23 protein-coding genes and 1 pseudogene are annotated in these 23,656 nt (G+C 41.8%); 11 read left to right on the forward strand and 13 right to left on the reverse strand.

The annotated features are described in order from the left end of the window. Positions 1-113: 113 nt before the first annotated feature. The 4 genes from NYE63_RS25075 (at position 114) to NYE63_RS25090 (ending at position 3,936) form a co-directional block, all read left to right on the forward strand. Positions 114-698 (forward strand): biotin transporter BioY, encoded by a 585-nt coding sequence (locus NYE63_RS25075; RefSeq protein ID WP_342603215.1) that lies wholly within the window; start codon positions 114-116, stop codon positions 696-698. Beyond that, positions 677-1,384, forward strand: coding sequence for a dethiobiotin synthase (bioD, locus tag NYE63_RS25080; protein ID WP_342603216.1), 708 nt, complete (start codon positions 677-679; stop codon positions 1,382-1,384). The genes NYE63_RS25075 and bioD overlap by 22 nt, the downstream gene beginning before the upstream one ends. After that, a complete protein-coding gene (bioA, locus tag NYE63_RS25085; protein WP_342603217.1) occupies positions 1,381-2,763 on the forward strand; it encodes an adenosylmethionine--8-amino-7-oxononanoate transaminase in 1,383 nt (460 codons plus the stop codon). The genes bioD and bioA overlap by 4 nt, the downstream gene beginning before the upstream one ends. Positions 2,764-2,988: 225 nt before the next feature. Next, positions 2,989-3,936 carry a hypothetical protein gene (locus NYE63_RS25090; RefSeq protein ID WP_342603218.1) on the forward strand — a complete coding sequence of 316 codons (948 nt, stop codon included), beginning with the start codon at positions 2,989-2,991 and terminating at the stop codon, positions 3,934-3,936. Positions 3,937-4,146: 210 nt separating this feature from the next. Here NYE63_RS25090 and NYE63_RS25095 read toward each other — a convergent pair whose 3' ends face one another. Beyond that, on the reverse strand, positions 4,147-4,338 hold the full coding sequence (locus NYE63_RS25095) for a hypothetical protein (protein WP_342603219.1): 192 nt from the start codon (positions 4,336-4,338) through the stop codon (positions 4,147-4,149). Positions 4,339-4,540: 202 nt separating this feature from the next. Here NYE63_RS25095 and NYE63_RS25100 point away from each other — a divergent pair, with 202 nt between their 5' ends. Beyond that, positions 4,541-4,813, forward strand: a complete 273-nt coding sequence (locus NYE63_RS25100) for a YesK family protein (protein ID WP_342603220.1) — start codon at positions 4,541-4,543, stop codon at positions 4,811-4,813. 39 nt (positions 4,814-4,852) lie between these two features. Beyond that, a complete protein-coding gene (arfA, locus tag NYE63_RS25105) occupies positions 4,853-5,059 on the forward strand; it encodes an alternative ribosome rescue factor ArfA (RefSeq protein WP_342603221.1) in 207 nt (68 codons plus the stop codon). 272 nt (positions 5,060-5,331) lie between these two features. Here arfA and NYE63_RS25110 read toward each other — a convergent pair whose 3' ends face one another. Then, positions 5,332-6,825, reverse strand: a complete 1,494-nt coding sequence (locus tag NYE63_RS25110) for a peptide MFS transporter (protein WP_342603222.1) — start codon at positions 6,823-6,825, stop codon at positions 5,332-5,334. A gap of 350 nt (positions 6,826-7,175) precedes the next feature. Here NYE63_RS25110 and NYE63_RS25115 point away from each other — a divergent pair, with 350 nt between their 5' ends. Continuing rightward, positions 7,176-7,400: a hypothetical protein gene (locus NYE63_RS25115; RefSeq protein WP_342603223.1), complete on the forward strand. Its 225-nt coding sequence runs from the start codon at positions 7,176-7,178 to the stop codon at positions 7,398-7,400. Between the two features lie 107 nt (positions 7,401-7,507). On the opposite strand, the gene NYE63_RS25120 is transcribed toward NYE63_RS25115, so the two are convergent. Next, positions 7,508-8,377, reverse strand: a complete 870-nt coding sequence (locus tag NYE63_RS25120; RefSeq protein ID WP_342603224.1) for a DUF3298 domain-containing protein — start codon at positions 8,375-8,377, stop codon at positions 7,508-7,510. Continuing rightward, complete coding sequence (locus NYE63_RS25125; RefSeq protein ID WP_098372979.1) at positions 8,362-8,877, reverse strand: sigma-70 family RNA polymerase sigma factor; 516 nt, start codon at positions 8,875-8,877, stop codon at positions 8,362-8,364. Before NYE63_RS25125 ends, NYE63_RS25120 begins: the two co-directional genes overlap by 16 nt. A 185-nt stretch (positions 8,878-9,062) precedes the next feature. On the opposite strand from NYE63_RS25125, the gene NYE63_RS25130 reads away from it, so the two are divergent. Then, the gene (locus NYE63_RS25130; RefSeq protein ID WP_063234926.1) at positions 9,063-10,469 is read left to right on the forward strand and encodes a polysaccharide deacetylase family protein; all 1,407 of its coding nucleotides are present in this window, start codon (positions 9,063-9,065) and stop codon (positions 10,467-10,469) included. Positions 10,470-10,568: 99 nt separating this feature from the next. On the opposite strand, the gene NYE63_RS25135 is transcribed toward NYE63_RS25130, so the two are convergent. Beyond that, the gene (locus NYE63_RS25135; protein ID WP_268563754.1) at positions 10,569-11,288 is read right to left on the reverse strand and encodes a YebC/PmpR family DNA-binding transcriptional regulator; all 720 of its coding nucleotides are present in this window, start codon (positions 11,286-11,288) and stop codon (positions 10,569-10,571) included. 260 nt (positions 11,289-11,548) lie between these two features. On the opposite strand from NYE63_RS25135, the gene NYE63_RS25140 reads away from it, so the two are divergent. After that, positions 11,549-12,274: a DUF4261 domain-containing protein gene (locus NYE63_RS25140; RefSeq protein ID WP_342603225.1), complete on the forward strand. Its 726-nt coding sequence runs from the start codon at positions 11,549-11,551 to the stop codon at positions 12,272-12,274. A 682-nt stretch (positions 12,275-12,956) separates the two neighbouring features. Here NYE63_RS25140 and eutC read toward each other — a convergent pair. The 6 genes and pseudogenes from eutC to NYE63_RS25170 all read right to left on the reverse strand — a co-directional run. Continuing rightward, a pseudogene (gene eutC / locus NYE63_RS25145) lies at positions 12,957-13,682 on the reverse strand (ethanolamine ammonia-lyase subunit EutC); the annotation flags it as partial. Between the two features lie 32 nt (positions 13,683-13,714). Then, positions 13,715-15,079 carry an ethanolamine ammonia-lyase subunit EutB gene (locus NYE63_RS25150; RefSeq protein WP_342603226.1) on the reverse strand — a complete coding sequence of 455 codons (1,365 nt, stop codon included), beginning with the start codon at positions 15,077-15,079 and terminating at the stop codon, positions 13,715-13,717. A gap of 18 nt (positions 15,080-15,097) precedes the next feature. After that, entirely contained in the window at positions 15,098-16,504 is a 1,407-nt protein-coding gene (locus NYE63_RS25155; RefSeq protein WP_342603227.1) for an ethanolamine ammonia-lyase reactivating factor EutA, read from the reverse strand. Between the two features lie 18 nt (positions 16,505-16,522). Continuing rightward, a complete protein-coding gene (gene eutH, locus NYE63_RS25160) occupies positions 16,523-17,794 on the reverse strand; it encodes an ethanolamine utilization protein EutH (protein ID WP_342603228.1) in 1,272 nt (423 codons plus the stop codon). 145 nt (positions 17,795-17,939) lie between these two features. Next, positions 17,940-18,524, reverse strand: a complete 585-nt coding sequence (locus NYE63_RS25165) for a response regulator (RefSeq protein ID WP_063234976.1) — start codon at positions 18,522-18,524, stop codon at positions 17,940-17,942. A 9-nt stretch (positions 18,525-18,533) separates the two neighbouring features. Further along, positions 18,534-19,910 carry a sensor histidine kinase gene (locus NYE63_RS25170; RefSeq protein ID WP_342603229.1) on the reverse strand — a complete coding sequence of 459 codons (1,377 nt, stop codon included), beginning with the start codon at positions 19,908-19,910 and terminating at the stop codon, positions 18,534-18,536. Between the two features lie 387 nt (positions 19,911-20,297). On the opposite strand from NYE63_RS25170, the gene NYE63_RS25175 reads away from it, so the two are divergent. After that, positions 20,298-21,749 (forward strand): SLC13 family permease, encoded by a 1,452-nt coding sequence (locus NYE63_RS25175; protein ID WP_342603230.1) that lies wholly within the window; start codon positions 20,298-20,300, stop codon positions 21,747-21,749. A gap of 79 nt (positions 21,750-21,828) precedes the next feature. Here NYE63_RS25175 and NYE63_RS25180 read toward each other — a convergent pair whose 3' ends face one another. Next, a complete protein-coding gene (locus NYE63_RS25180) occupies positions 21,829-22,572 on the reverse strand; it encodes an SDR family oxidoreductase (RefSeq protein ID WP_342603231.1) in 744 nt (247 codons plus the stop codon). Between the two features lie 160 nt (positions 22,573-22,732). Here NYE63_RS25180 and NYE63_RS25185 point away from each other — a divergent pair, with 160 nt between their 5' ends. After that, positions 22,733-22,852: a DUF4023 domain-containing protein gene (locus tag NYE63_RS25185; protein ID WP_342603232.1), complete on the forward strand. Its 120-nt coding sequence runs from the start codon at positions 22,733-22,735 to the stop codon at positions 22,850-22,852. Positions 22,853-22,896: 44 nt separating this feature from the next. On the opposite strand, the gene NYE63_RS25190 is transcribed toward NYE63_RS25185, so the two are convergent. Beyond that, on the reverse strand, positions 22,897-23,595 hold the full coding sequence (locus NYE63_RS25190) for a hypothetical protein (RefSeq protein ID WP_342603233.1): 699 nt from the start codon (positions 23,593-23,595) through the stop codon (positions 22,897-22,899). Positions 23,596-23,656: the final 61 nt, after the last annotated feature.

Raw genomic sequence — 23,656 nt, forward strand, 5'->3', positions numbered from 1 at the left:
AAGCTGGAACTTTATATGTTAACTAAACTACAAATTAGTTGACATATAAAATAGGAATCAGGCAAACTAATAGTGGGCATTATGCTGGCATTTCTAAAAAGGAGGTTAAAAACTTGAAAGCAAGGACGATTTCTTATGTGGCCCTTTTTACCGCGTTAACTGCCATTGGCGCCTTTATTAAGATACCTATCCCATACATACCATTCACACTACAAATTCTGGCAGTCTATTTGGCAGGCGCGTTATTGGGGCCACGGCTCGGGATGCTCAGTCAGTTATGCTACGTCTTAATCGGACTTGTCGGGGTGCCCGTGTTTGCTGAAGGCGGGGGATTCGGCTATATATTCAAACCCACCTTCGGTTATTTGCTCGGATATATACTGGGAGCCTATGTAAATGGATGGCTGATCAACCGGTTTTCCCTCTCCACGATTCGTTCCATATTCTTTGCTAATGCCGCCTCTTTGCTGACAGTTTACCTTTTCGGCTGCATCTGGCTGTATGGTGCGATGAAGTGGATTGTGGAATCGCCGCTTTCAATCAACCAAACGATTCTTTACGGCTTCTTATTACCTGTACCCGGTGATTTAATGCTATGCATTCTATGTGCTGTCATCATTCAACAAGTACGTCCCCGCATTGCAAAATATATAAACGTAAAGGAGCTGAATCATCCATGGGCCAAGCCTACTTTATAACCGGAACTGGCACGGATATTGGAAAGACCATCGTCACGAGTGCACTCTATCTGTCTCTTCAAACATTGGGAAAAAGCGTCACGATATTCAAGCCATTTCAAACTGGAATCAATGAGGAAAATAATACATACCCGGATATATCTTGGTTTGAGCAGGAACTCGGTGTAAAGGAATCAGGGTTTTACACACTGGAACCCGAAACCTCCCCACATTTGGCGATTAAATTAACCGGAAGTCCAATCGATGAGAAGCAAGTCGTGGATAGGGTTCATGAACTCGAGGAAATGTATGACATCGTATTAGTCGAGGGCGCTGGCGGATTGGCTGTGCCGCTTATTGAACGAACGGAAGGTTTCTATATGACGGCGGATTTCATAAGGGATTGCAGCATGCCAGTCCTCTTCGTATCTACAAGCGGTTTAGGGGCAATTCATGATGTCGTGACGACCCATTCTTATGCCCAAGTTCATGATATAAACGTGAAAACCATTTTGTATAACCATTTCAGGCCAGGAGATCGGATTCATCAAGACAATATCGAAACCATTGAAAAGCTGACTGGGCTGAATGGCCTCGCCTGCATCCCAACACTGGCCGATGTTAGAAAAGACTTGAGGAGCTGCATTCTTGATTTGCTTGATGAACAAGATTATACCCAACAACTGAAAGAGGTGTTCAAAGCATGAACAGTCAGGATTTAGAACAATGGGATAAGGAATATGTATGGCATCCGTTCACTCAAATGAAAACGTATCGGGAAAGTAAACCGCTGATCATCGAGCGCGGGGAAGGCAGCTACCTGATTGATGTTGATGGCAAACGCTATCTCGACGGCTATGCTTCATTATGGGTGAATGTGCACGGGCATAACGAGCCGGAATTAAACGGCGCACTTATTGAACAAGTGAATAAAGTAGCGCACTCCACGCTGCTGGGATCTGCGAATGTACCATCGATCTTACTGGCAAAAAAACTGGCAGAGATCACTCCTGGTTCTTTATCGAAAGTCTTCTACTCTGACACCGGATCTGCCGCTGTGGAAATCGCCCTTAAAGTCGCTTATCAATATTGGCAGAATATCGATCCCGTCAAGTATCAGAATAAAAACAAATTTGTCTCACTTGACGAAGCATACCACGGTGATACTGTTGGAGCTGTGAGTGTGGGCGGCATGGATCTATACCATAGAATCTTTAAGCCCCTCTTATTTCAACGGATTTCCGCTCCTTCACCATATGCCTATCACATGACTGAGTATGGAGATCAAGAAGCCGTGAAAAACCATTGCTTGACGGAACTGGAGAAATTACTGCAAGAACAATCAGAGGAAATTGCAGGATTGATCATCGAACCGCTTGTGCAGGGAGCAGCAGGCATCATAACCCATCCCCAAGGCTTTTTGAAAGAGGTCGAACAATTATGCAAAAAGCACAATATCCTCTTAATTTGTGACGAGGTAGCCGTAGGATTCGGTCGCACCGGTACAATGTTTGCCTGCGAACAGGAAGATGTCGTCCCTGATATCATGTGCATGGGCAAAGGGATCACTGGGGGATATATGCCACTCGCAGCCACCATCATGACCGAGCAAATCTTTCAATCCTTTTTGGGGGAAAGAGAAGAACATAAAACCTTCTATCACGGCCACACCTATACAGGAAATCAGCTAGCCTGTGCCCTGGCCCTGAAGAATATCGAGCTAATGGAAAGCCGCAATCTCATTAAAGACATCCAGAAAAAATCAAAATATCTATCCGAAAAACTGCAAACGCTATACGAACTTCCGATAGTCGGCGATATCCGCCAGCGCGGTTTCATGATTGGAGTAGAAATCGTTAAAGACCGCCAAACAAAAGAAACGTTCACCCTCCAAGAGAGCGTCGTTTCCGGAATCATCCATACAGCACGGGAAAATGGCCTGATCATTCGGGAACTTGGTCCAGTCATCACGATGATGCCGATCCTTTCCATGTCAGAAAAGGAACTCGATTTCATGGTCGAAACCGTCTACCGTGCCATTCAGGAAGTCTCCATTCATAAAGGGTTGATCCCAGCAGCAAACTGATTCATAAAGAACCGGAAGGGCAGAGCCCTTCCGGTTCCTTCCTTTCTTCACAATGCACTTTGGAATTATGGAGTACATATGTTGATTTCCTTCCATTGTCTGCACGGCAAAAAATCATCATTAGCCTTTGTTTCAGTTTTACACACCTATAGATTAACCTAGATATTTTTAATATTTTTGGGTATTTCTGCTATAATCAGGGTAAAAGGAAAGAGGTGAACCGTTTTGTCAGGCATAGAAAAAGAGTATGATTCCCCTACCAGAAAAGACTGGATCAGGACTTTATATACTTTTGCTTATATAAGTCTGCTCGTTCTAATTATCGTCTCCGGAATTATTCGCTATTTTCAGGCACCTGCTGGTATTGTTCAAGAGTCGAAACAGGAACAATCAAGTAAAAGTGAAAAAGTAAAGGAAAGTAAAGTCATTGAAAAGGATCCCACCGTTACATCACTGGTTTTAAAACCATTAGCGGAATCACCAAAAGCAAAAATCATATTTGAACATGTCGGTTACTTTTTAATCCTGCTCTTCCTTTTTATACTCATACCAATCCCGCTATTGAGCGTTAAAAGATTTAAATTCATGACCCTCGAAGTTGAAAGAGAATCTCAAGCCATCGAGGTAGCTAAGAATTTGACCATTCAACAAGATAAATTCGGACTTCTCTCTTACTGGTTAAAAGAGGATTTTAAATCATTGTTTTTAGAAGTTGAAAGGGATAATACAAGCTATAAGGACTTTCTTGAAGAAATGCTCTTTTACATGAGAGATCACTATAAAAATAATTGGGACTCCCATTTTGAATTTGATATAGTGACGGAAACCAAGTTTAAACAGAATTATTCAGCTCCTAAACTTGTTAAAAAATCTCTTCCCTCAGCAAAAGTGAAAGGAATCGGGCTTCCTATCAATAAAGAGAATGATAGATACATACACTTTAAAAACTTTATGATCCATACAATTAACGTCGAAGAAAATCTGCTGACTGAGGAAGAATGCTTAATTACTTATGTCATTGTCCTAAAGAGCTATCGAACCATTTTTGATGAATATGACGGCCATTTAGTATCAGGCTTAGCTTCATTAACATATGAATTATACCGAAGATATCACACATCTTTGGCTATTCAAGAAGAGGAAGATGTTGAATCTGAGGAAGAAATTAAGTAAAATAAAGGAAAGAGGTGATAACGATGTCTTTACCTAAAAGAAAATATAGTAAATCCAAACTATTTAAATCCGCAAGTAAGGTTGGTAAGTCACAGCCTCACGAGGTCGTTATTCCAACTTATCATTCGAACAAGTTGACACCGAATAGTCCGTCAGTAAAAAAAGTATTATCAAATGTAAATTAAAAATAACCCCTGATGACTCACGGGGTTATTTTTTAAGTCCAAGATATGTATTAATATACGGTTCCAGAACAGGGCTCCTGCCGATCCAATCCTTAGCTGATTTTATATGATTGGGACTCCATACAGGTGAAGATGGCATTTCAATACCTTTAGGTTTGGACCCGACTTTCCTGGCGCTTCTCAATAGTAGCTCATACTTATACTTCCTTCCCTCCATATCTTCCCTCCTACCCATAAAAAACCTATCGTTATATATAATTATGTTTAATTGACTTTTTTATGCACAGCCATTGGTCCAGTTGATTTCAGAAATCCGCTCCCTTTCCGCCGACTGTCTGCCAAGCCTCCTCACCGATAAAAAAGGAATTAATTTACTCATTATGGTATTATTTACATAATGATTTTAAGGAGGCTATAACATGATGTTGGGAGTTCCCCTCCTGGTTGCTTGTGTCCCTGGAATGCTAGTAATACTTTTAGCGTGGTGGTTTAGGAAATTACATTTATCTTTATTTGTTAGGCTTCTACCAGGCATATTAACCGTCATAACTTCAATTATTTTGTTTTACATTGGTTTTGTGAACATCAGAGGGTTTGAAGGAGCTGGATATGGAATACTGGCTTTCTTTTTACTTCCCTTTGCAATTGTGGCTTCAATTATTGCGAGTAAAAACAAAGGTGTGCAAAGCTAGAATTTTGTTCAAATCACTATGAAAGTAGGAATATATACAATGACTAAAACGAATAAAACCAATAAGAAAACCATTGGTGAAATGACAAATAGCCGAATGCGTTGGGCGTTTGACCCCTCCACCCGTATTATTAAAAACAAAAAAGGAAAAGGTTCTTACAACCGGAAAAAAGAGCAGTCCTATAAAGGATGCTCTTTTTTACATTTACAGCTTGCAGAGGTTGGTAGATATTTGATGAAAAATTAAACTTCTCAGATTGGCCTTCATCAAAATATACAATTCATGTTTTGCGGCGTAATCGTTAATTGGCGGTAACCTTTGGTGAACCAATATTAGAAATCCTTCGATCTGTTTCCTCTTAAGAAAATTTTACAGAACCGTATCATTTCTAAAAATTCCACTGATCACTTTTGGAATCTATATAGCACCCATACAGGAAGTTTCAGTGCACCAGATATAACAAAAAAGATGACCCCGTTTTATTCAGAGGTCATCTTTCTTTTACTGCTTGCTAAGTGTTAGCGAATGCCTTTCATGTAACCTTGAATCTTTGGTGATAAGGCCATCAGGGCAAGTCCAAGGACTATTGAAGCTACACCGATCACTCCAAAATAAGCCATTTCGGTTTGAGGTGTGTAGAATCTAACGATTTGTGCGTTCAGTGCTTGTGCTGCTGCACTTGCCAGGAACCACAGGCTCATCGTTTGTGCCGAGAATGCGGCCGGAGCCAATTTTGTAGTGGCTGAAAGTCCAACAGGAGATAAACAAAGTTCTCCAAGCACTACAAGGAAATAGCTAAGTACAAGCCATAGCGGATTGACTAATGCGTCAGATCCACTGAAATAAACAGGAAGCAGGATCACCAGGAATGATAAACCGGCGAACAGTAGACCTATTGAGAATTTTTGAGGAATGGTCGGCTGACGCTTTCCTAGTTTAATCCATAACCAGGCGAATACTGGTGCAAGGGTAATGATGAACAAAGGGTTCAAAGATTGGAACCATGCCGGGTTTATTTCTAATCCTGCAAAGTTCAACTGTGTCCGTTTGTCTGCATAGCTTGCCAATATAGTTGCACCTTGCTCTTGAATCGCCCAGAACATGACAGCTGCTATAAACAAAGGAATATAGGCAATCAAGCGTGAACGTTCAACAGAAGTCGTTTTCGGGCTGCGATACATGAAAATAAAATATAGGGTCGGAATAACGATTCCTAGGATACCTACGAGATTAATAAAAGTTTCAATCGTTAAGATGCCTGCAGAAGCAGTGATGCCGATGATGGCAGCTATGATAAGTGCAGCTATCCCCAATTTAGTGAATACTTTTTTCTTTTCATTCTGTGATAATGGGTTCGCAGGAAGAGTTCCAGCCAGTCCCAGGTTCTTTTTCTTTGTTGTAACAAAGACGATGAGTCCAATCAACATACCAATTGCTGCAAGTCCAAAACCAAGATGGAAGCTGTAGTCCATTCCGACTGTACCGACAACAAACGGTGAAAGGAATGCACCCATGTTGATACCCATATAGAATATACTAAAACCGGAATCCCGGCGCTCGTCATTTTCCGCGTAAATTTCACCGACAATGCTGGAAACATTCGGCTTTAATAAACCAGTACCCAGAACAATGAGTACCATGGAGACAAAGAACATGGAGAGACTACCAGGTACAGCAAGGACAATATGCCCGAGCATGATCAAGATACCACCGTAAAATACGGCTTTTGAAGTCCCGAAAATCCTATCGGCGAGCCATCCGCCAATTATACCTGACATATATACTAAAGATCCGTAGATGGATACAAGGGCAAGGGCTGTGGGTTCATCAAGACCTAGTCCCCCTTTAGAAACTTCGTAATACATATAGTAAACAAGAATGGCCTTCATGCCATAATAGGAGAAACGCTCCCAGAACTCAGTAAAGAAAAGGGTGAATAGTCCTTTTGGGTTTCCAAAAAAGCCTTTTTGAGGCACACTATCCACAATTTTCTGTTTATTTATCGTTGCCATACCTAGCCCTCCTTTTATTATTGTATAATAACTTTTATTTTCACTGTTGTAAACAAATATTTAGTATATTTAAATAATTAATTTCAAAATAAATAGAAGTGGCTTTCCACCATGAAAGCAAAAGTTCGCATTCCCCAGTAAAAAACATTCTATATAGTCTAATAGGGAGGGGTCATCAATGATATATTGCCCTAACTTCACCAATGGTATTACGTTTCATATCACTTTGGTTGCCATACACATCTAATGAGATTCAGAAAAATGGAGAGAATCATTTTGAAAAAAAACCCAACCACAACCGTTATATACACCGTATAATAGATATAATAAAAAAATGAGGAGGCACCATAATGTTCGGGATCATAACTGTTGTGCTGATTTTTTCCATCCCTATAATCGGCATCCTGACAAGCCATTTCGAAAAACAGTCAAAAATCAAACACAATATGCTCAAAGTTGAATTGGAACTTGAAAAACTTAAACATGAAAACTTTCTTATGGAGACGGAAAAGATGAGGCTGGAGCTGGATCAGATGAAATTAGATCAAAAAAGAGACGAGCCAAGGTTACTGTGATCAAGTAGCGTTGGTTCGTCTTTTTTAATCGGTATTGTGAGGTCCCCGTTTTAAAAACCTCCCGCCTGTCATAAGAATAATTAATGCTCCATGCAACTAAGGTCGTTTTAATGGATATATTGATCGCCCACAAGTAGGTCTGACAGCACATTTGTCGGGATGACGAACTCGACGGCCCCCATATATCCCGGCGCAGCTTCAAAGCTGTTAAAGGCGATGACTAGCTTGCCATCTTCGTTTATATAAAAGTTTTGGTTTTCATCGATGCCTTTAAATGCAGTAAGGTCATCCTCTTCGACCCAATATATCTTTTCCGGATCTTCAGCCATCTGCCGCTTCATCTGTTCCTTGATGTTCTCGCTGATCACCTGAAGATAGCGATCATCTTTAAATAAGCTATTTAACGTTAATAGCACTTCGTTTTTCTTGTCGACTGTATCGAATTGACTTTCTGTAGAACTGGAAGCCTGAATCGTATCCGTATAACGCTGTACGGATAATATCGTTTTATTATCAGTCAATATCACATATCCGCTTTCCACCGAGATATTGCCCTTTTCCCCTTCCTTCAGTTTTGACATGGAGTCCGTGAATTCCTTATAAAGCTGCTTGCTTTCCGATAAGTATTTATCATTCAAGCTATCTTCGAGCTGTTTATTCTCCAGACCGGATATAGCTGGTGTTTTGATTACTGCCGAGGAATTATTCGCTTCTTCCTTCCATTCGACGAAGGTAATCACTTCGATGACCTTTTCGACTATCGGAATATCACTCATGGCTTTCGCCACTGCCGGACTGATGTTTACGGAAGCTGTCACAATCAGAAGCGCTGCAGCCGCTGACACGAGGATATTCCTGCCAACCCTTGGCTTCCTCCTGGGCGTTTCATTCAAGGCTGCTTGAACGACATCATTCAATTCCTTTGGTATCGGTGTTTTAAGATATTCTTCCCGCAGATCTTTTAATTTTTTTTCCATCTTTTCGTTTCCTCCCGTTCAGTCATGTTGATCCGCAATAGTTGCAGCGCTTTATATAATCTCGTTTTAATCGTGCTTACGTTCTCTTCCAGCACTTCCGCTATCTCTTCCAACTTCAGGTCCTCAAAGAAACGGAGAACGACTACCGTTTTGTACTTGACCGAAAGTCCTTCCAGGGCCTTTTGCAAATCCAAGTCAGGATAGTGATCTTCCTCACCGCTGCGTAAGTATTCTATTGTTTCGTCATCGGCGACGGTCAGTTTCTTTTTCTTCCGCAAAACATCCAGTGCCGTTCGGACGATGATCTTATATAACCAACTATCTATAGAAGCAGCGTCTTTGATTTTGCTGCTGGAGGCCAGCGCTTTCCTGATTGATTCCTGCACGATATCAAGCGCATCCTCTTGATTTTTGACATAGTAAAAAGCAAGTCTGTACAAATTTTCTTGCCGTTCGGTTATCCGGGCCGCTATTAATTGATTCATATCTAGATTTTTCATTGCATGATAGAGCTCCTTACATTTAAATTACGTATCCTAGGTACATAGGATAGACGCTCGTGCAGCCATAAAAGTTTGAAAATGAACGAGGAAATATATAAATATAAAAAAATGAAATTTTTTACAAACTTTTAAGGCTTTTGGCGCGTCTATATAGTAGAATGATTATCGAGGTGGAGTGCATCATGAGGAAATTAAATTATAAAAAAGTCTTTATTTTTCTATTTTGTCTAACAGCTGCTGTTGGAACATTGGGGTTAGCCATCAAAAGCCTTGCTTTTGATAAGAAAAGAACCGTTTCGGCCTATACAACCGATAAAAATTACCCAGAAGCCGATATACAAACGTATGTGAAAGATAATACGAAAGGCGGATATTCAGCCAGCAGACCCGTTCTGCATTTAGAAAATATCGACAAGCAGCTAGAAGCCTACATAAAGAAAGAAATTAAAGATTATGAAAAGAAATGGAAAGCATCCGACGGAAAAGCTTCCGAGCTTAACCTCACCTATACGATCCTCCATTTCAGCAAACAGACCATTACGATTTCCTTCGATAAATATGAGCAAGTGGAAGGAAAGAAGCAGTCTGGATCCCAGATCTTCACTTATGATATTCCATCTCAGCAAAAGCTCTCTATAGAAGACATCTTTGCCACGGATACTGATTATTTATCCGTTTTATCCGATATTGTTTTTGAAGAGTTGACGGAGAAGGAAGAAGAAGGCATTTCAAACAGTCTCATTAAAAAGGAAAACAAACTGAAGGCAGCCAACTTCAATTCTTTTTCAGTCTTGAAAAATACGCTTGTATTCTACGTTAAGACTGATGATTCAACTAAGACCCATACAATAGCCATCAAGAAGGAACTTTTTAAAGATAGTTTGCTAGATTCATATCAAAGTCAAGATTTGAATGAGGATCGTGTAAAGGAATGGCAGCCGAAACATATCGTCGCCAAACTGCCCGTGCAAAATGAATGGATCGACCCTTCAAAAAAGGTCATTGCCTTGACGTTCGATGACGGGCCACATCCAAGTCATACCATGTCCATTCTTGAAGACCTGAACAAGTATGATGGACACGCGACGTTTTTCGTGCTTGGAAGCCGCGTTCAGCACTATCCGGAAGTTCTGCAAAAAATGCTACAGCAAGGAAATGAGATCGGCAACCATTCATGGGATCATCCGCAGCTGACGCGCTTAAGCAAGAACAAAATCAAAAGTCAAATCGAAAAGACCCAAGACGCTGTAGAAAAAGCTACAGGTGCTGAGCCAAATCTCGTCCGTCCCCCATATGGAGCGATTAACAATAATGTTCGTGAATACATGGAGGATATGAAAGTCACACTTTGGGATGTCGATCCCGAAGATTGGAAAGAACGCAATGATAAGAAAATCGTAAATAAAGTGATGAGCAAAGCCAAAGATGGCAGTATCATATTAATGCATGATATCTATCAAACTAGCGCCCAGGCTGCAGGAAAAATCATCAAACAACTGCATGACCAAGGTTATCAACTCGTCACAATTTCGGAATTGGAAAAGGTAAAGAAAGACCGTGAACTTTCCGGAATCACCATAAATGAATAATCAAAAGGAAAGAGCCTGTTTCGTGATTCGGAACAGGCTCTTTCCTTTCAAATAAAATAAGCAGGCCTTTGATCATATAGCAAAGGTCTGCTCGTTTTTTCATTCACCAAGATCTACATTGTGATAAACTTGTTGAACATCTTCCAAATCTTCCAATGCATCAATCATTTTTTCGAATTGTACTTGTGCATCTTCTGGAAGGGTCAGGTCATTTTGTGCAAGCATCGTCAGCTCTGCCACTGTAAAATCGCTGATTCCTGCATCCTTGAATGCTTGTTGTACAGCATGGAATTGTTCAGGTTCGGCATAAACGATGACACTTTCTTCTTCTTCAATGATGTCACGTACATCAACATCCGCTTCCATTAACAGTTCAAGAACATCATCAGCCGTTTTACCTTCAATCCCGATGACAGCCGTTGCATCGAACATATAAGCAACAGATCCGCTGACACCCATATTCCCGCCGTTTTTCCCAAATGCGGCACGTACATCAGATGCCGTTCGGTTCACGTTGTTTGTCAATGCATCCACGATGACCATTGAACCATTTGGGCCGAATCCTTCATAACGAAGTTCGTCATAGTTTTCTTCAGAACCGCCTTTGGCTTTTTCAATCGCACGGTCAATGATCGCTCTTGGAACATTGTACGTTTTCGCACGCTCAAGTACGACCCTCAATGCCTGATTGGACTCTGGATCTGGTTCGCCTTGTTTTGCCACTACATATATTTCCCGTCCGAACTTAGCATAAATCCGACTAGTATTAGCATCTTTTGACGCTTTTTTTTCTTTAATGTTATTCCACTTACGACCCATTATATTCCACTCTCTTTCATCAATGATATATACGAATAGATTATTAAGATGCTGCCCTACGAGAAAACCCACCAGGGGAATTCCTTTGAAGATAGGCTATACGTTTACTAGATTATATTATACATCAATTGTATAATTTTGAAAAAGTCCTGCACATCCCTCACTGGCATTTATCGGAGCTTGGCGCAAATTTTCATGAAATACTATGGAAAAGATCAGTAGTGGTATAGTATGAAGTGATCGGAAAGGAGAGATGACCCATGAAGGACAACCAAATCATCATCGGGATTCCCGGTAAATGGAAGGACCGGACAGAATTGATTCAAATGGTCGCTTCCCAAAGCGAAGGGTATCTGTTAGCCGGGAATGTTTTTCATAACAAGGATAAGAACATTACTTTTCAGGCGGAGATCCATGATTATGAACCCACTTTAAAAGAGAGCTTTTCTTACGCCAGTAAAGACGCCTTTTCAGAGAGTGCATTAGCGGAAATCAATCACCATACCTTTACCGTTTATATAATAGCCGATGTATCCGATACCGGAACTGTTATCGATTTGATCGATGCCGGGGCAGCGGTCCTAAGGGCAGGCGGAATGGCAGTGAAAATAGAAACGGCAGGAATTGCCCATTCAAAGGAAGATTGGCAGCATCTTCATCATAGCCCGGATATACTCTCGGTATATGCCCATTTTGTCACGATCATCGGGGAGGAAGATTATTATTGTTCATTCGGAATGAAAGCTTTTGGTCTTCCGGATGCCGTGACACTTAACACAATGAGTCCGAAAGAGGCGGCTGCTCTGCTTAACACATTTAATTATTTCCATTTAGGTGAACGGCCTCACTTTAAGAATGGCGAAACCTTTAGCATTCAACAAGATGCACCCGACTTTATATTGACTGGCCTTCAGGACTTTAGATATGAAGAGGAACTTCCCTTCTACAACCCGTTTGGATTATGGAATTTAGGGACAAGTAAATAGAGGAGCGATTTGCTCCCCCCAGACTGTAGATAAATTCGCATAAAGCGAGTTTGCCTGCAGTTTTTTTATTTAAAAAATGTTCCAGTCGTTTTCAGAAATCCACTCCCTTTCCGCCGACTGTCTGCCAAGCCTCATCAAAGCAAGCGCCTGTGGGGTCTCAGCTAACCAGTTATTCGGCAGGAGTGTCGCATATTTCTTCAATCCAATAAGGATTACAGTAAAAAAACATGAAGGATAATCTAGTCATGTTTTAATATCACGGTTGGAGATGTGAGCGTTTCGAACCTCCTTTTGTCGACAAACTCGAAGGAAAGCAAGTATTGCCTGCAGTTTTTTTATTTAGAAAGCGTTCCAGTTGATTTCAGAAATCCGCTCCCTTTCCGCCGACTGTCTGCCAAGCCTCCTCGGCGCAAGCGCCTGTGGGGTCTCAGCTAGCCAGTTATTCGGCAGGAGTGTCGCATATTTCTTCAATCCAATAAGGATTATAGTAAAAAAGCATGAAGGATAATCTAGTCATGTATTAAAATAATGGTTGGAAATGAGAACGATCCGGACCGCCCGCGGAAAGCGAGTGCCTGGAGAGGAAATCAACGACCTAGTCTTACTCATCATCCGGAACCATCCCTACCCCCCTTTTGCCTACAAACTGACTGGATTAATTCGCTCCACCATTTTTATTTTTTCAACCGAGTTTTTCACACTTTTCTTCTTCATGTTCCTTCTTCATGAGGGACATGCCGCTCGCTTGGTATTTGAGGATCTTTTGAATGACCGTGCCAAGATGCGCTCCAGCTTCAACCGGTGGGATCCCTCCTTTATGAATGTTGGAAATGACCATCCTCTCTGCTTCAATGGTTCCCAAGCGTGGTTTATAGCAAATATAAGCGCTCAATGATTCAGCACTGACTAAACCAGGCCGTTCACCGATCAACAGGACAATGACCTCAGGTCCAAGGATTTCACCGATATCATCCATCACGGCAACCCGGCCCTTTTCAATATAAAAAGGTGTACCTGTATCCAGACCTGCCACCGCCAAAGATTGTTTGAAAGATAAATAGACGTCCTCAACATTTTCTTCGATCGCCTTAGCACTTAAGCCATCGGAAATGATGATTTGAACCGTTGGGGCCTTTTTGCATTTGGCTTCTATCACCCGCTTTGCTTCATCCGAAAGCTTCCTGCCATAGTCTGGACGCCGTAAATAGACTTCCTTATCATCGGCCTTCGTTTTCACTTTGAATAAATCCAAGCGTTTCAAAAGAATATCACTGACTTCACCATATACAGCATCGACGGCCGCCGCATGGTCAAAACGGAATTTCAGCCAGGAATCAGTTTTTGGCCGTGTCCCCGACCTGCCTACCCCTATCCGCGCAGGGGTTTTCGCTATCAACGCATCCAAATCTTCCTGATTATTCATTCCCATATCATCCACTCCTAATGGTTAAATATAGTTGGATCACCGGCACGCTTCGTTAATTTTCCGTTCTCCATAATCCCCATCTTCTCCAGCCAAGCTTCATATAATGGGGCAGGCCGCTTATCCATCGTTTGCCTCAAAGTCGCTATATCGTGGTAACTCAAAGACTGATAGTTTAACATGCAGTCATCCCCCATCGGAGTTGCAATGATGAAATTCACACCAGCCGCCGTTAAAAGTACACCCAAGTCCTCGATATCATTTTGATCCGCCTTCATATGGTTCGTATAGCAAATATCCACTCCCATCGGCAGTCCATGCATTTTTCCCATGAAATGATCTTCTAACCCGGCGCGGATGACCTGCTTGCTGTTATATAGATATTCAGGTCCAATGAATCCGACGACCGTATTGACAATGTACGGATCAAAATAGCGGGCAAATCCATAGTTCCTGGCTTCAAGCGTCACCTGATCGATTCCGAAATGCGCTTCCGCCGATAACTCTGAGCCTTGACCCGTTTCAAAATAAAGGTGCTGCGGGCCAGTGCCGGTCCCATAGGCCTTCGCGACCTCATTAGCTTCTTCGAGCAATTGAACGTTAATTCCAAAAGAACGATTGGCCGTTTCCGTTCCGGCTATGCTTTGAAAGATCATATCAGCAGGCGCACCCTGCTGTACGGCCTTAATTTGCGTGGTCACATGCGCAAGCACACAATTTTGGGTCGGGATGTTCCACTTCTGGATGACATCCTGTGTCGCATGAAGCAGCCGCTTTACGCTTTCGACTGAATCATCGACAGGGTTGATTCCAATGAGTGCATCCCCGATTCCATAGGAGAGTCCTTCTTTTAAAGAAGCCAGCATGCCATCCACATTGTCAGTCGGGTGGTTAGGCTGAAGGCGCGAAGCAAGCGTTCCTTTGTATCCGATCGTGCTATTATTCTTGGTGAGCACTTCGATTTTATTGGCTGCATGGATAAGGTCGAGGTTCGACATTAACTTGGCTGCCGCAGCAATCATTTCACTATTCAATCCCCTGCTTAATCTCTTTAAATCCTCGCCGGTCGTTTCGTCACTCAAAATATATTCACGCAGCTCGGCAACGCTCCAATTCTTCACAGATTGATAGATGGTTCCATTGATGAGACCATCTATGATCCGCGACACCTCATCCTCTTCCGGGGAGAGCAGGGGATAGTTCCTAATGTCCGCCAAAGTCAATTCGCTAAGCACCGCTTTCGCAGCAATCCGTTCTTGAACCGAATCTGCTGCAATTCCCGCAAGCCTATCTCCTGATTTCTCTTCATTCGCTTTGGCCAATACTTCTTTCAACGACTTGAATTGATGGATTTCCCCAAAGTATTGAGTGGATAATTTCATCGTATAATCCTCCTTTTCCTAACTGTGAAAGGTTAGCGTTTTAACTACAACCGGAACTACTCCTGTCCGCAGCAGCCTTCCTATATCTAAATAATCACCATGGTCCACTTCTGTCTGATCAATGCAGATGACCGGCAGATCCGGTTGGTTCGCTAGAATGGTTTGACCAAGTGCCTTCCCATAATCACTATCCATGACAATGATCAGAGGCTGCTTCCGATTCGGTTTTTGCTTCAGTGCCTCGGTAAAAGCAACTGCGAGCTGGTGGATGTCCCGAAATGATTGGTAAGGTAAATTCGTTAAATAAAACGCAAAATTCAGGCCCTCCTGCAAGGCGTCGTATATCGTGATCGCATCCTGAACAGCTTGTGCCATTCTCGCGGTTACATCATCAAGCACACCATGAAAATCGACCCGATAGACTGGGATATTACGAACTGGCAGATGGGTATCATTCACCTCGATGGTAGCTCCGCTGATTTCAGTTGTATGTGCGCCTGCTCCAAGGACAGTCGCCCGAACCGTTTCAACGGGCTGTTCCCACTCCCATGCGGCCAATTCTCCATTTTCCTTAATAGATGCGGCAAGCATCATGCCGATATCCCGGAAGCTTTTGTCTTCCCGTTCTTCATGATAGATGCAATCACTGACACCACCCGAGAACATCAACACATCTATTCGTCCTGTCCAAGATGGCTTCTTACCCACTAATAGAAGTTCATCTTCTTTTGTGAATGAACCAGCCAAAAACCTCGAAAGCGTCTTCGCCATTTCATTTGCGATGATTGCCCCATCACCATCCAAAGGAGAGAACCCCTTTGATTTCAGCCATTTCCCTATTGAAGGAGCAACCTTCACCTTCGCTCCCTCCCACTCCACCAAACGGCCTCCTATATGCAGTGTGCAAGTTCCACAAAGCATGCCAGAACGGTATACGGCAATATTCGCCGTTCCCCCGCCAATGTCTATGTTCGCTACAGTCTTTCTTGTCTCAATGGAATGTTGATAGGCACCGGATCCCTTAGCGGCAATGATTCCCTCCAGATCCGGACCGGCTGCCGCTACAAGGAATTCCCCCGCCGCTTTAGATAACCGGTATACCATTTCTTCTGCATTTTGTTTGGTTGCCGTTTCCCCCGTGATGATGACAGCCCCTGTTTGTATGTTTTCGATCGTAATCCCGGCTTGATGGTATTCACTTTCCACCATCCTTTGAACAGCCGATATATCAATTACTGTCTCGGATAAAAGCGGGGTCCTGAAAATGGGACTTCGATACAGAATTTCCTTATCGGTAATTTCGATTTTTGGCACATGTCCGCCACCCGCCACATTCCTAAGCGAAAGCTCGCTGATAACAAGTTTCGTCGTACTGGTGCCAATATCAATTCCCGCACTGATGATTCGTTCCACCTGTTCATTCATTAGAATCACACCCCAGTTTTACACCACTTGGATTTCATTGCTTTCTTCCTCCTCGTTTTTCGTTTTATATTCATTTTTGCCGATAACTCCTGCTGCACGATCCTTTTCCTCCAATTCCAAAGCTTTCGGAACGGACAGCCAGTAAGCAAGACCGATTCCAATCGCTCCGGCAGATAGCTTACCGACAATAATCGGTAATATTAAGGAGGGCTGAAAGTTGGCTGTGAATGATAAATGATCGCCTAATAGGAAGGCCGCACACACAGCGAAGGAAATGTTTATGACCTTATCCTTCGGCGGCATATCTTTAACAAGCTTGAACATTGCTAATATATTGGCAACCGTGGCTAATATTCCAGCACTTCCTGCTTTGCTCAATCCGATTTTGCCGCCCATCGCTTCAAGCGGCTTGCCTGCATATTTTTGAATCAGGTAAATCATTGGAAAAGCACCTGCCAGCATTATCCCGATATACCCCGCCGTTTCCAGGGCACGGAACTGGTCTGCCTTATCAGCCATGATCGGATGGAACCCCCAAGCACCAAATACATTGGAAAACAGTCCGGTGAAAATTTCCACGATCGAAAACACGAGTACAAGTTTAATTGCGGCATCCAATATCTTTCCAAACCACATGAAACCTTTGATCATCAAATCCGGCAGGAAATAAAGACCTAACGCGAGCAATCCCACAAAAATAAGAAGAGGGGAAAGATTCAGGGCAATTTCCAAATAGCTCAATGCGAATTCGTATGTGGAATCCGCATTCGTGGAAATCACTTCGCGGATTTTTGAATTCGTTGCCACCACCAGTACGCTTGAGATAAAAGCGCCAATCGGAATCGTCAGGATTCCTGACATGACACCAAGTGCCATGTATTTATGATCACGCTTCTCCAGCATCGCAAGCCCCATTGGAATCGAGAATACAATCGTTGCCCCAGACATAAATCCGACAATCATCGCCATGATCCAGCCTTCATATGATTCCTGCAGCTCGGCCGCTAATTGGTAACCCCCCATATCCGTTGCCAAAATCGTTGTTGCGGCGAGGGCGGGATCTGCACCGATCGCAGCGAAAACCGGGCCGCATACTGTATCGATGAACCATGATAAGTAGGGGATCGAGGCCATGATTCCAGCTGCCGGGATAAATATATGGCCAACCGTATGCAAACCTTCCATGAACTGTTTCCCCAAGCCTTGCTCACTGTCTTTAATCGATGCAATAGCACCGACAACGGCACACACCATAATGATATAAATAACGAATTTACCTACCATCTCCATACATATTCCCCCTGAATTCCGATTTGATTTGGCCTATCGACTTTAAAAAAAGGGTATAAAAAAGACGCCTCTTATAGCCCAAACTTAGGTTTTTCGGCAGAAATGCCTACCTACAACCAATTTGGTCCATCAAAGCGCCATTGCTTCATCTATTTACTTGTTTTTGATCATTTGCAATGATTCGGCGTGCCACAGTCTCCATGGAAAGCTGCTTATCCATACTTAGCCTTCTCAGCTTATTGTAAGCGATTTCTTCTGTTACATTCTTCCTTTTCATAATGATTCCTTTTGCCTTTTCAATGACTTTACGATTTGTGAGCGTTTCATCCAATTGAGCATTTCGTTCCTGATACTTCTTTGTATTGGCTGCTTGCAGCAAAGCTATCTCCACTGCCGGAATCAAATTCGCCTCCGTAATTGGCTTTACAAGATATCCGACGATATTCGCGCGCTTCGCCTCGTCGATATAGTCACGCTGGCTGAATGCAGTTAAAAGCAGGACCGGTATCTGAAAGGTATTGGATATCACATCGCTAGCCTTAAGCCCATTCATTTTAGGCATTTTTATATCCATCAAAACGAGATCCGGCTGTAGTGCATGTGCCAATTCAATCGCCTTCTCGCCGTTACGGGCATGTCCAACCACATCGAAACCTGCATCCTTGAGCATAATCGTTATATCAAGCAGAACAATCGATTCATCCTCCACGACCAAAATCCTCTTGACCACTTCTCCCACCTACCTCTTGTATGGAAATCTTACAGAAGCCAGGGTACCTTCTTTAATCCGATGAATCGAAAACTCCCCTTCCAAATCATTTTCCACCGTCATGCGGATGATATCCAGCCCCAAAGAAGGTTTCGAAGCCTGAGAATATCCGATGCCATCATCTCTTACTTGAATTTCCAATTCAGGACCATCTTTTTGAAAGCATACGGTAATCTTCCCTTCCGTCCCTTCCTTGAAAGCATGCTTCACACAATTTTGAATGAGCTCATTCACCACCAGCGCGACAGAAATGCCAATGTCGGAATCAATGGAATGAAGCTCACCACCACTATATTCAATGCTTAGGCTTTGACGGGCTTGATCCTCAGTATAAACAATCATATCGCCTATTTTCCTAATAAGCTCCAGCAGATCCACATGGTCGACCTGACTGCTTGCCAAAATGATTTCATAAACCGAGGATATGCTTAATACCCGATTCAAACTGACCAATAAATGTGGCTTGCTTTCTTCAGGGGCTCCTATCCTCATTTGCAGCCGAAGTAAACTGGCAACTGTCTGCAAATTATTCTTCACCCTATGATGAATTTCACGAATGGCCACTGACTTGCTAATCAGCTCTCTCTCTTTATCCCGCAGTTCAGTCAGGTCCCGGATAATGATGAACGTTTCATTGGAATTCTTGTTGCCCAAATGGAATTTCTTTATTTGGAAAATCTTTTTACCAATGTTCATTTCCTTCATTAAAATGTCCTCTTTTGAAGCAAGAACATCGGCAAAGCCAGGAAAATAATCGAAAATGGATTCACCTAAGACACAGTCCGTCAAACATATTTCCGATACTAAATTAATGGCAGCAGGATTCGTATAAACAAGTCGGTTCTGGTTATTAATCAGGAAAATGGACTCCTCGATAAATTCAGGAACCAAGGAATTTTGTTGATCTTGCCTATCAAACTGATTTGACGTTTCAGGTTCTTCATGAATCACCTTTTCCATGATCAAAACGGCGATGTTCCGATTGCATTCCCCCTTGATTGGAACGACACTTTGCTGGACCATTGCCCCCTCTTGGGTCAATGCCCGATTCACGAACATGTCCTTTCCGGTGCGCAATACATAAAATACTGCCGGTTCAAAAGCCTCATAGGCAAATTTCCCGACAACCGGATGATCATAAACCGATTTCACGGACTGTCCGCATGCCTCTGCCAAGACAATGGCATGCTTCCCTTCACGCACCGGACAATCAATAAACACATTCGCTTTATTCAAGTTGGCTATCAACGATAAATTCGTTGATAGATTTTCAAGAATTTGAATATCCTTGTCCAGTAAGTGTGTATGCATCTCACATAATTCTCGGACAGTCATTGTCTGTTCCATAGGCAAAACCCCAATAAACGTTTATTCATGGATATTATTATTGATTATTATAGATAGCGCCTCTATTTTTGTCAATATTCAAAATATTTTAAATGTGATGTCTCCTTACATTAGATAACGATATTTAAATAGTATTCCCCTATAAAAAATCATCCCTAAAATAGCCCTTTTATCTAATTTGCATTTCTGTTCAACGAATATCTTTCCAACTCTTTATATTTTCGAATTATCCATATCATCTAATTTGGTCCTATTGTTTTTAGTGAATATGAACAATGACAATCCATTATCATTAAATTAATATGTAATAAATAGATACATTCAATGTTATCTAACATAACATCTGCAAGAACATGCTAATAAACTAAAGATAAAGGGGGAAAAATAATGGCATTAGAAAATGATTCGAAAAAAATTGTCAGTATCGATGAAGTGACTAAATTCAAAAAAAAGAAGTTTAATATGCCGCATATTTATGTCATATTATTCGTGTTTATCTTCCTTGCAGCACTCGCAACTTATTTCGTTCCTGCTGGTGTTTATGAGCGAATTCCAGGTCCTGAGGATCGATTGACGATTGACCCAAATTCCTATCGACTCGTTGAACAAACACCTATTACTCCAGTAGACTTCATGACAGCTATACCAAAAGGCTTGGTAGCTGCAGGGGAGATCGTTTTTTTCACATTCATCATCGGAGGAATATTTTCAGTACTACGGAAAACAGGACTTATAGAAATAGGAGTGGATAGATTAGCAAGGCGATTTTCGACAAAAAGCATGATGTTAATTCCTATCCTCACAGTAGTATTTGCTATTATTTGCAGTTTGATTGGAACACAGGAGTTAAGTTTAGTGTATGTACCTGTCATCCTCCCTCTAATGATTGCCTTAGGATTTGATTCTATGGTTGCCGTCTCTGTAGCTTTAGTCGCAACTACCGCTGGATTCATGACAGGCTTTCTTAACCCCATTAACACTGGGTTAGGTCAAAAAATTGCAGGTCTTCCCCTATATTCCGGTATCGAGCTAAGGATTATCGCTTTTATCATTTTTGTTACTGTAGGGATGGCTTACATTATGCGGTATGCTAAAAAGGTTAAAAATAATCCAAAGTGTAGTTTTGTATTTGATGAGGATCAAGCCAAACGGACGCTATACTTAAATAAGCCAGGATCTGAAATATATAAGGTGAATAAAAAACAGAAAATTGCATTAATTTTAACATTCGGTTTCTTGTTTCTACTTGTATATGGCGTTTTAGTAAAAGGTTGGTTTATGTTGGAAATGGCAGGTCTCTTCATTATCATGGGAATCGTTGTCGGTTTAGTTGCCGGGTTAAACTTATCGGAAATTTGCGAAGGATTTAATGACGGATTTCGAGAAGTTTTGGTCGGTGCCATGATTGTGGGTGTTGCAAGAGCTGTCGCTGTTGTTATGGAGGATGGTCAAGTAATGGACACGATCGTTCATAGTCTCGGTAATCTTGTCGGCGACTTCCCCGCTGTATTTAGCGCTCTTGGCATGTTCATTGTACAAATGTTATGTAGTCTTTTAATTCCCTCCGGCAGCGGTCAGGTCTTAGTTACCATGCCCATCATGGCTCCATTGGCCGACATCATCGGTGTTACAAGACAAACAGCCGTGTTAGCTTTTCAGCTGGCAGACGGAATCGGCAATATCTTATATCCAACATCTGGATATTTCATGGCTACTCTTGCCTTAGCAGGAGTCGCCTGGCAAAAATGGGTTCGCTTTTACCTGCCCTTGTTTTTTATCTGGTTCCTCTTATCGGGCGCTTTCTTGATCATCGCTCAAACAATTCACTGGAATGGTTAAATTCAAATTAAAGATATTACAAAATACTAAAGCAACGTTTGATTATTACGTTGCTTTAGTTGAATTACAAACAATTAAATTAAACGAATCCACCATTTACCCTAATCGTCTGACCCGTAACCCACTGGGCTTGTTCACTCACCAAAAACGATACCACATTGGAAATGTCTTCCGTTTCACCTAAACGTCCGAAGGCACTCATTTTTTTCATTCCTTCGATTTGCTGCTCCGATTTCCCTACATTAAACAACTCTGTGTTAACCGGTCCTGGAGCAATTGCATTGATCGTAATCCCTTTTGGACCGAACTCTTTGGACAGATGTCTTGTGAATTGTTCAACCGCCCCCTTTGTACCTGCATACATGCTATATGAAGGAAACATCTGGCCTATTACAGAGGTTGAGATATTGACGATCCTGCCATCGGCCTCCATATATTTCAGGGCTTGTTGGCAAGCGAAGAATGTCCCCTTCACGTTCACTGCAAATTGTTTATCAAAATCTTCTTCCAGTGCTTCGGAAAGTGGTTTATTTATCATCAGCCCCGCATTGTTCACTAAAATATCGATTTTCCCAAACGCATTGACCGTTTCCTCGAAAAGATTTTCAATATGGGAAACCTGGCTGATATCAGCTTGGATAGCGACAGCTTCCCCGCCCTTTTCCTTAATGCCCTCCACAACTTCATCTGCTTTATGTACACTGCCTGAATAGTTGATCACCACTTTTGCACCCAAATCTGCAAGCTGTTCTGCTATGGTGCGACCGATCCCTCTTGATGAGCCCGTGACCAATGCAACTTTTCCATCCAACCGATTTTCCATTCATTTCCCTTCTTTCTTTTCTGGTTTCATTTCATAAAAAGCTTTTAATCCACATATTACCACCTTTCCTTTTTACATGGTAGTCAGATCCCTTACATACTCATGAATTTCACCACTTCTGGTTATAGTAAAGAAGAAAATATCAGAGGAGGTACATTCCATGAAAAGTTCAAAGGAATTCGTTGAAAGCATTCAAGAGCAGCAGAAAAAGGAAGAAGGCAATAAGCACCGTCAAGGCAATGGGAATCCCGCTCAGAAATTACCGAATAAAAAACATTAATGAAGCCAAAAGATCCCAGCCTTAAAATTAGGCTGGGATTATTCTCACTCCGATGCACTTTTTTTCTTCTTCATCTCTTCGATTTCTTTTAAGAATGTGTCTTCTATCTCTTTTTTATTTCCATATAAAAAGAGGTTATCCCCTAATTTGATTTTATACTTATATAACTCTTTCCTGATTTTCACTTCACCGCTTTCAATAAATAAAATATTGATGTCGGCACCTCGTGATATGACATCAAACGCTTTGACATCTATGAATTCGGAGTCCTCATAAATATCGATCTCCATAACCACATCTTCATCTTCTAAAAATAGGACCTCCTCTATCGGGTGTTCCCATAATTCATAATGATTGTACATTTCACTTTTCATCTTTTTCGAAATCCTATTATTCAGGAATGGAGCTTTCACTAAGACGGTTAAAACCGCCAAAATTCCAATAATGATGCTTAACTCCATCAAGCGTAAATCATCTGTAAGCAATGTACTAATCGATGAAATGATGACAGCAAGCGAGAAAGCACCAAATAAAATTAAAAACATGCTTATTTTCCTTCGAACGGGATGATCAATAATGGATTTTGACTCGTCAGTAGTAAAACCAGTACCCGTCAGCATGGAGATAACCTGAAATCTGGCCACTGTGCTTTTTAATCCAGTCAATTTCAGCAAGGTAACTGATATTTCAATAACAAGAAAAATGATTATAAAATAAAGCAACATAAAAAGTAAATTCGTCAAAACGATCACTTCCTCATCTATGGTTTACCCCAATCCCGCCGAAAGAAATCTCATTCGTTTT

The sequence above is a fragment of the Peribacillus sp. FSL E2-0159 genome (genome assembly GCF_038643155.1).
Lineage (GTDB): Bacteria > Bacillota > Bacilli > Bacillales > DSM-1321 > Peribacillus > Peribacillus simplex.

What these genes read in the sequence shown, in the direction of transcription:
- NYE63_RS25125 (WP_098372979.1), bottom strand. Translation starts at nt 8,877, where the DNA reads ATGAAAAATCTAGATATGAATCAATTAATAGCGGCCCGGATAACCGAA.
- arfA (WP_342603221.1), top strand. Translation starts at nt 4,853, where the DNA reads ATGACTAAAACGAATAAAACCAATAAGAAAACCATTGGTGAAATGACA.
- bioA (WP_342603217.1), top strand. Translation starts at nt 1,381, where the DNA reads ATGAACAGTCAGGATTTAGAACAATGGGATAAGGAATATGTATGGCAT.
- NYE63_RS25130 (WP_063234926.1), top strand. Translation starts at nt 9,063, where the DNA reads ATGAGGAAATTAAATTATAAAAAAGTCTTTATTTTTCTATTTTGTCTA.
- NYE63_RS25140 (WP_342603225.1), top strand. Translation starts at nt 11,549, where the DNA reads ATGAAGGACAACCAAATCATCATCGGGATTCCCGGTAAATGGAAGGAC.
- NYE63_RS25150 (WP_342603226.1), bottom strand. Translation starts at nt 15,079, where the DNA reads ATGAAATTATCCACTCAATACTTTGGGGAAATCCATCAATTCAAGTCG.
- bioD (WP_342603216.1), top strand. Translation starts at nt 677, where the DNA reads ATGGGCCAAGCCTACTTTATAACCGGAACTGGCACGGATATTGGAAAG.
- NYE63_RS25180 (WP_342603231.1), bottom strand. Translation starts at nt 22,572, where the DNA reads ATGGAAAATCGGTTGGATGGAAAAGTTGCATTGGTCACGGGCTCATCA.
- NYE63_RS25175 (WP_342603230.1), top strand. Translation starts at nt 20,298, where the DNA reads ATGGCATTAGAAAATGATTCGAAAAAAATTGTCAGTATCGATGAAGTG.
- NYE63_RS25120 (WP_342603224.1), bottom strand. Translation starts at nt 8,377, where the DNA reads ATGGAAAAAAAATTAAAAGATCTGCGGGAAGAATATCTTAAAACACCG.
- NYE63_RS25135 (WP_268563754.1), bottom strand. Translation starts at nt 11,288, where the DNA reads ATGGGTCGTAAGTGGAATAACATTAAAGAAAAAAAAGCGTCAAAAGAT.
- NYE63_RS25100 (WP_342603220.1), top strand. Translation starts at nt 4,541, where the DNA reads ATGATGTTGGGAGTTCCCCTCCTGGTTGCTTGTGTCCCTGGAATGCTA.
- NYE63_RS25095 (WP_342603219.1), bottom strand. Translation starts at nt 4,338, where the DNA reads ATGGAGGGAAGGAAGTATAAGTATGAGCTACTATTGAGAAGCGCCAGG.
- NYE63_RS25185 (WP_342603232.1), top strand. Translation starts at nt 22,733, where the DNA reads ATGAAAAGTTCAAAGGAATTCGTTGAAAGCATTCAAGAGCAGCAGAAA.
- NYE63_RS25115 (WP_342603223.1), top strand. Translation starts at nt 7,176, where the DNA reads ATGTTCGGGATCATAACTGTTGTGCTGATTTTTTCCATCCCTATAATC.
- eutH (WP_342603228.1), bottom strand. Translation starts at nt 17,794, where the DNA reads ATGGAGATGGTAGGTAAATTCGTTATTTATATCATTATGGTGTGTGCC.
- NYE63_RS25110 (WP_342603222.1), bottom strand. Translation starts at nt 6,825, where the DNA reads ATGGCAACGATAAATAAACAGAAAATTGTGGATAGTGTGCCTCAAAAA.
- NYE63_RS25170 (WP_342603229.1), bottom strand. Translation starts at nt 19,910, where the DNA reads ATGGAACAGACAATGACTGTCCGAGAATTATGTGAGATGCATACACAC.
- NYE63_RS25155 (WP_342603227.1), bottom strand. Translation starts at nt 16,504, where the DNA reads ATGAATGAACAGGTGGAACGAATCATCAGTGCGGGAATTGATATTGGC.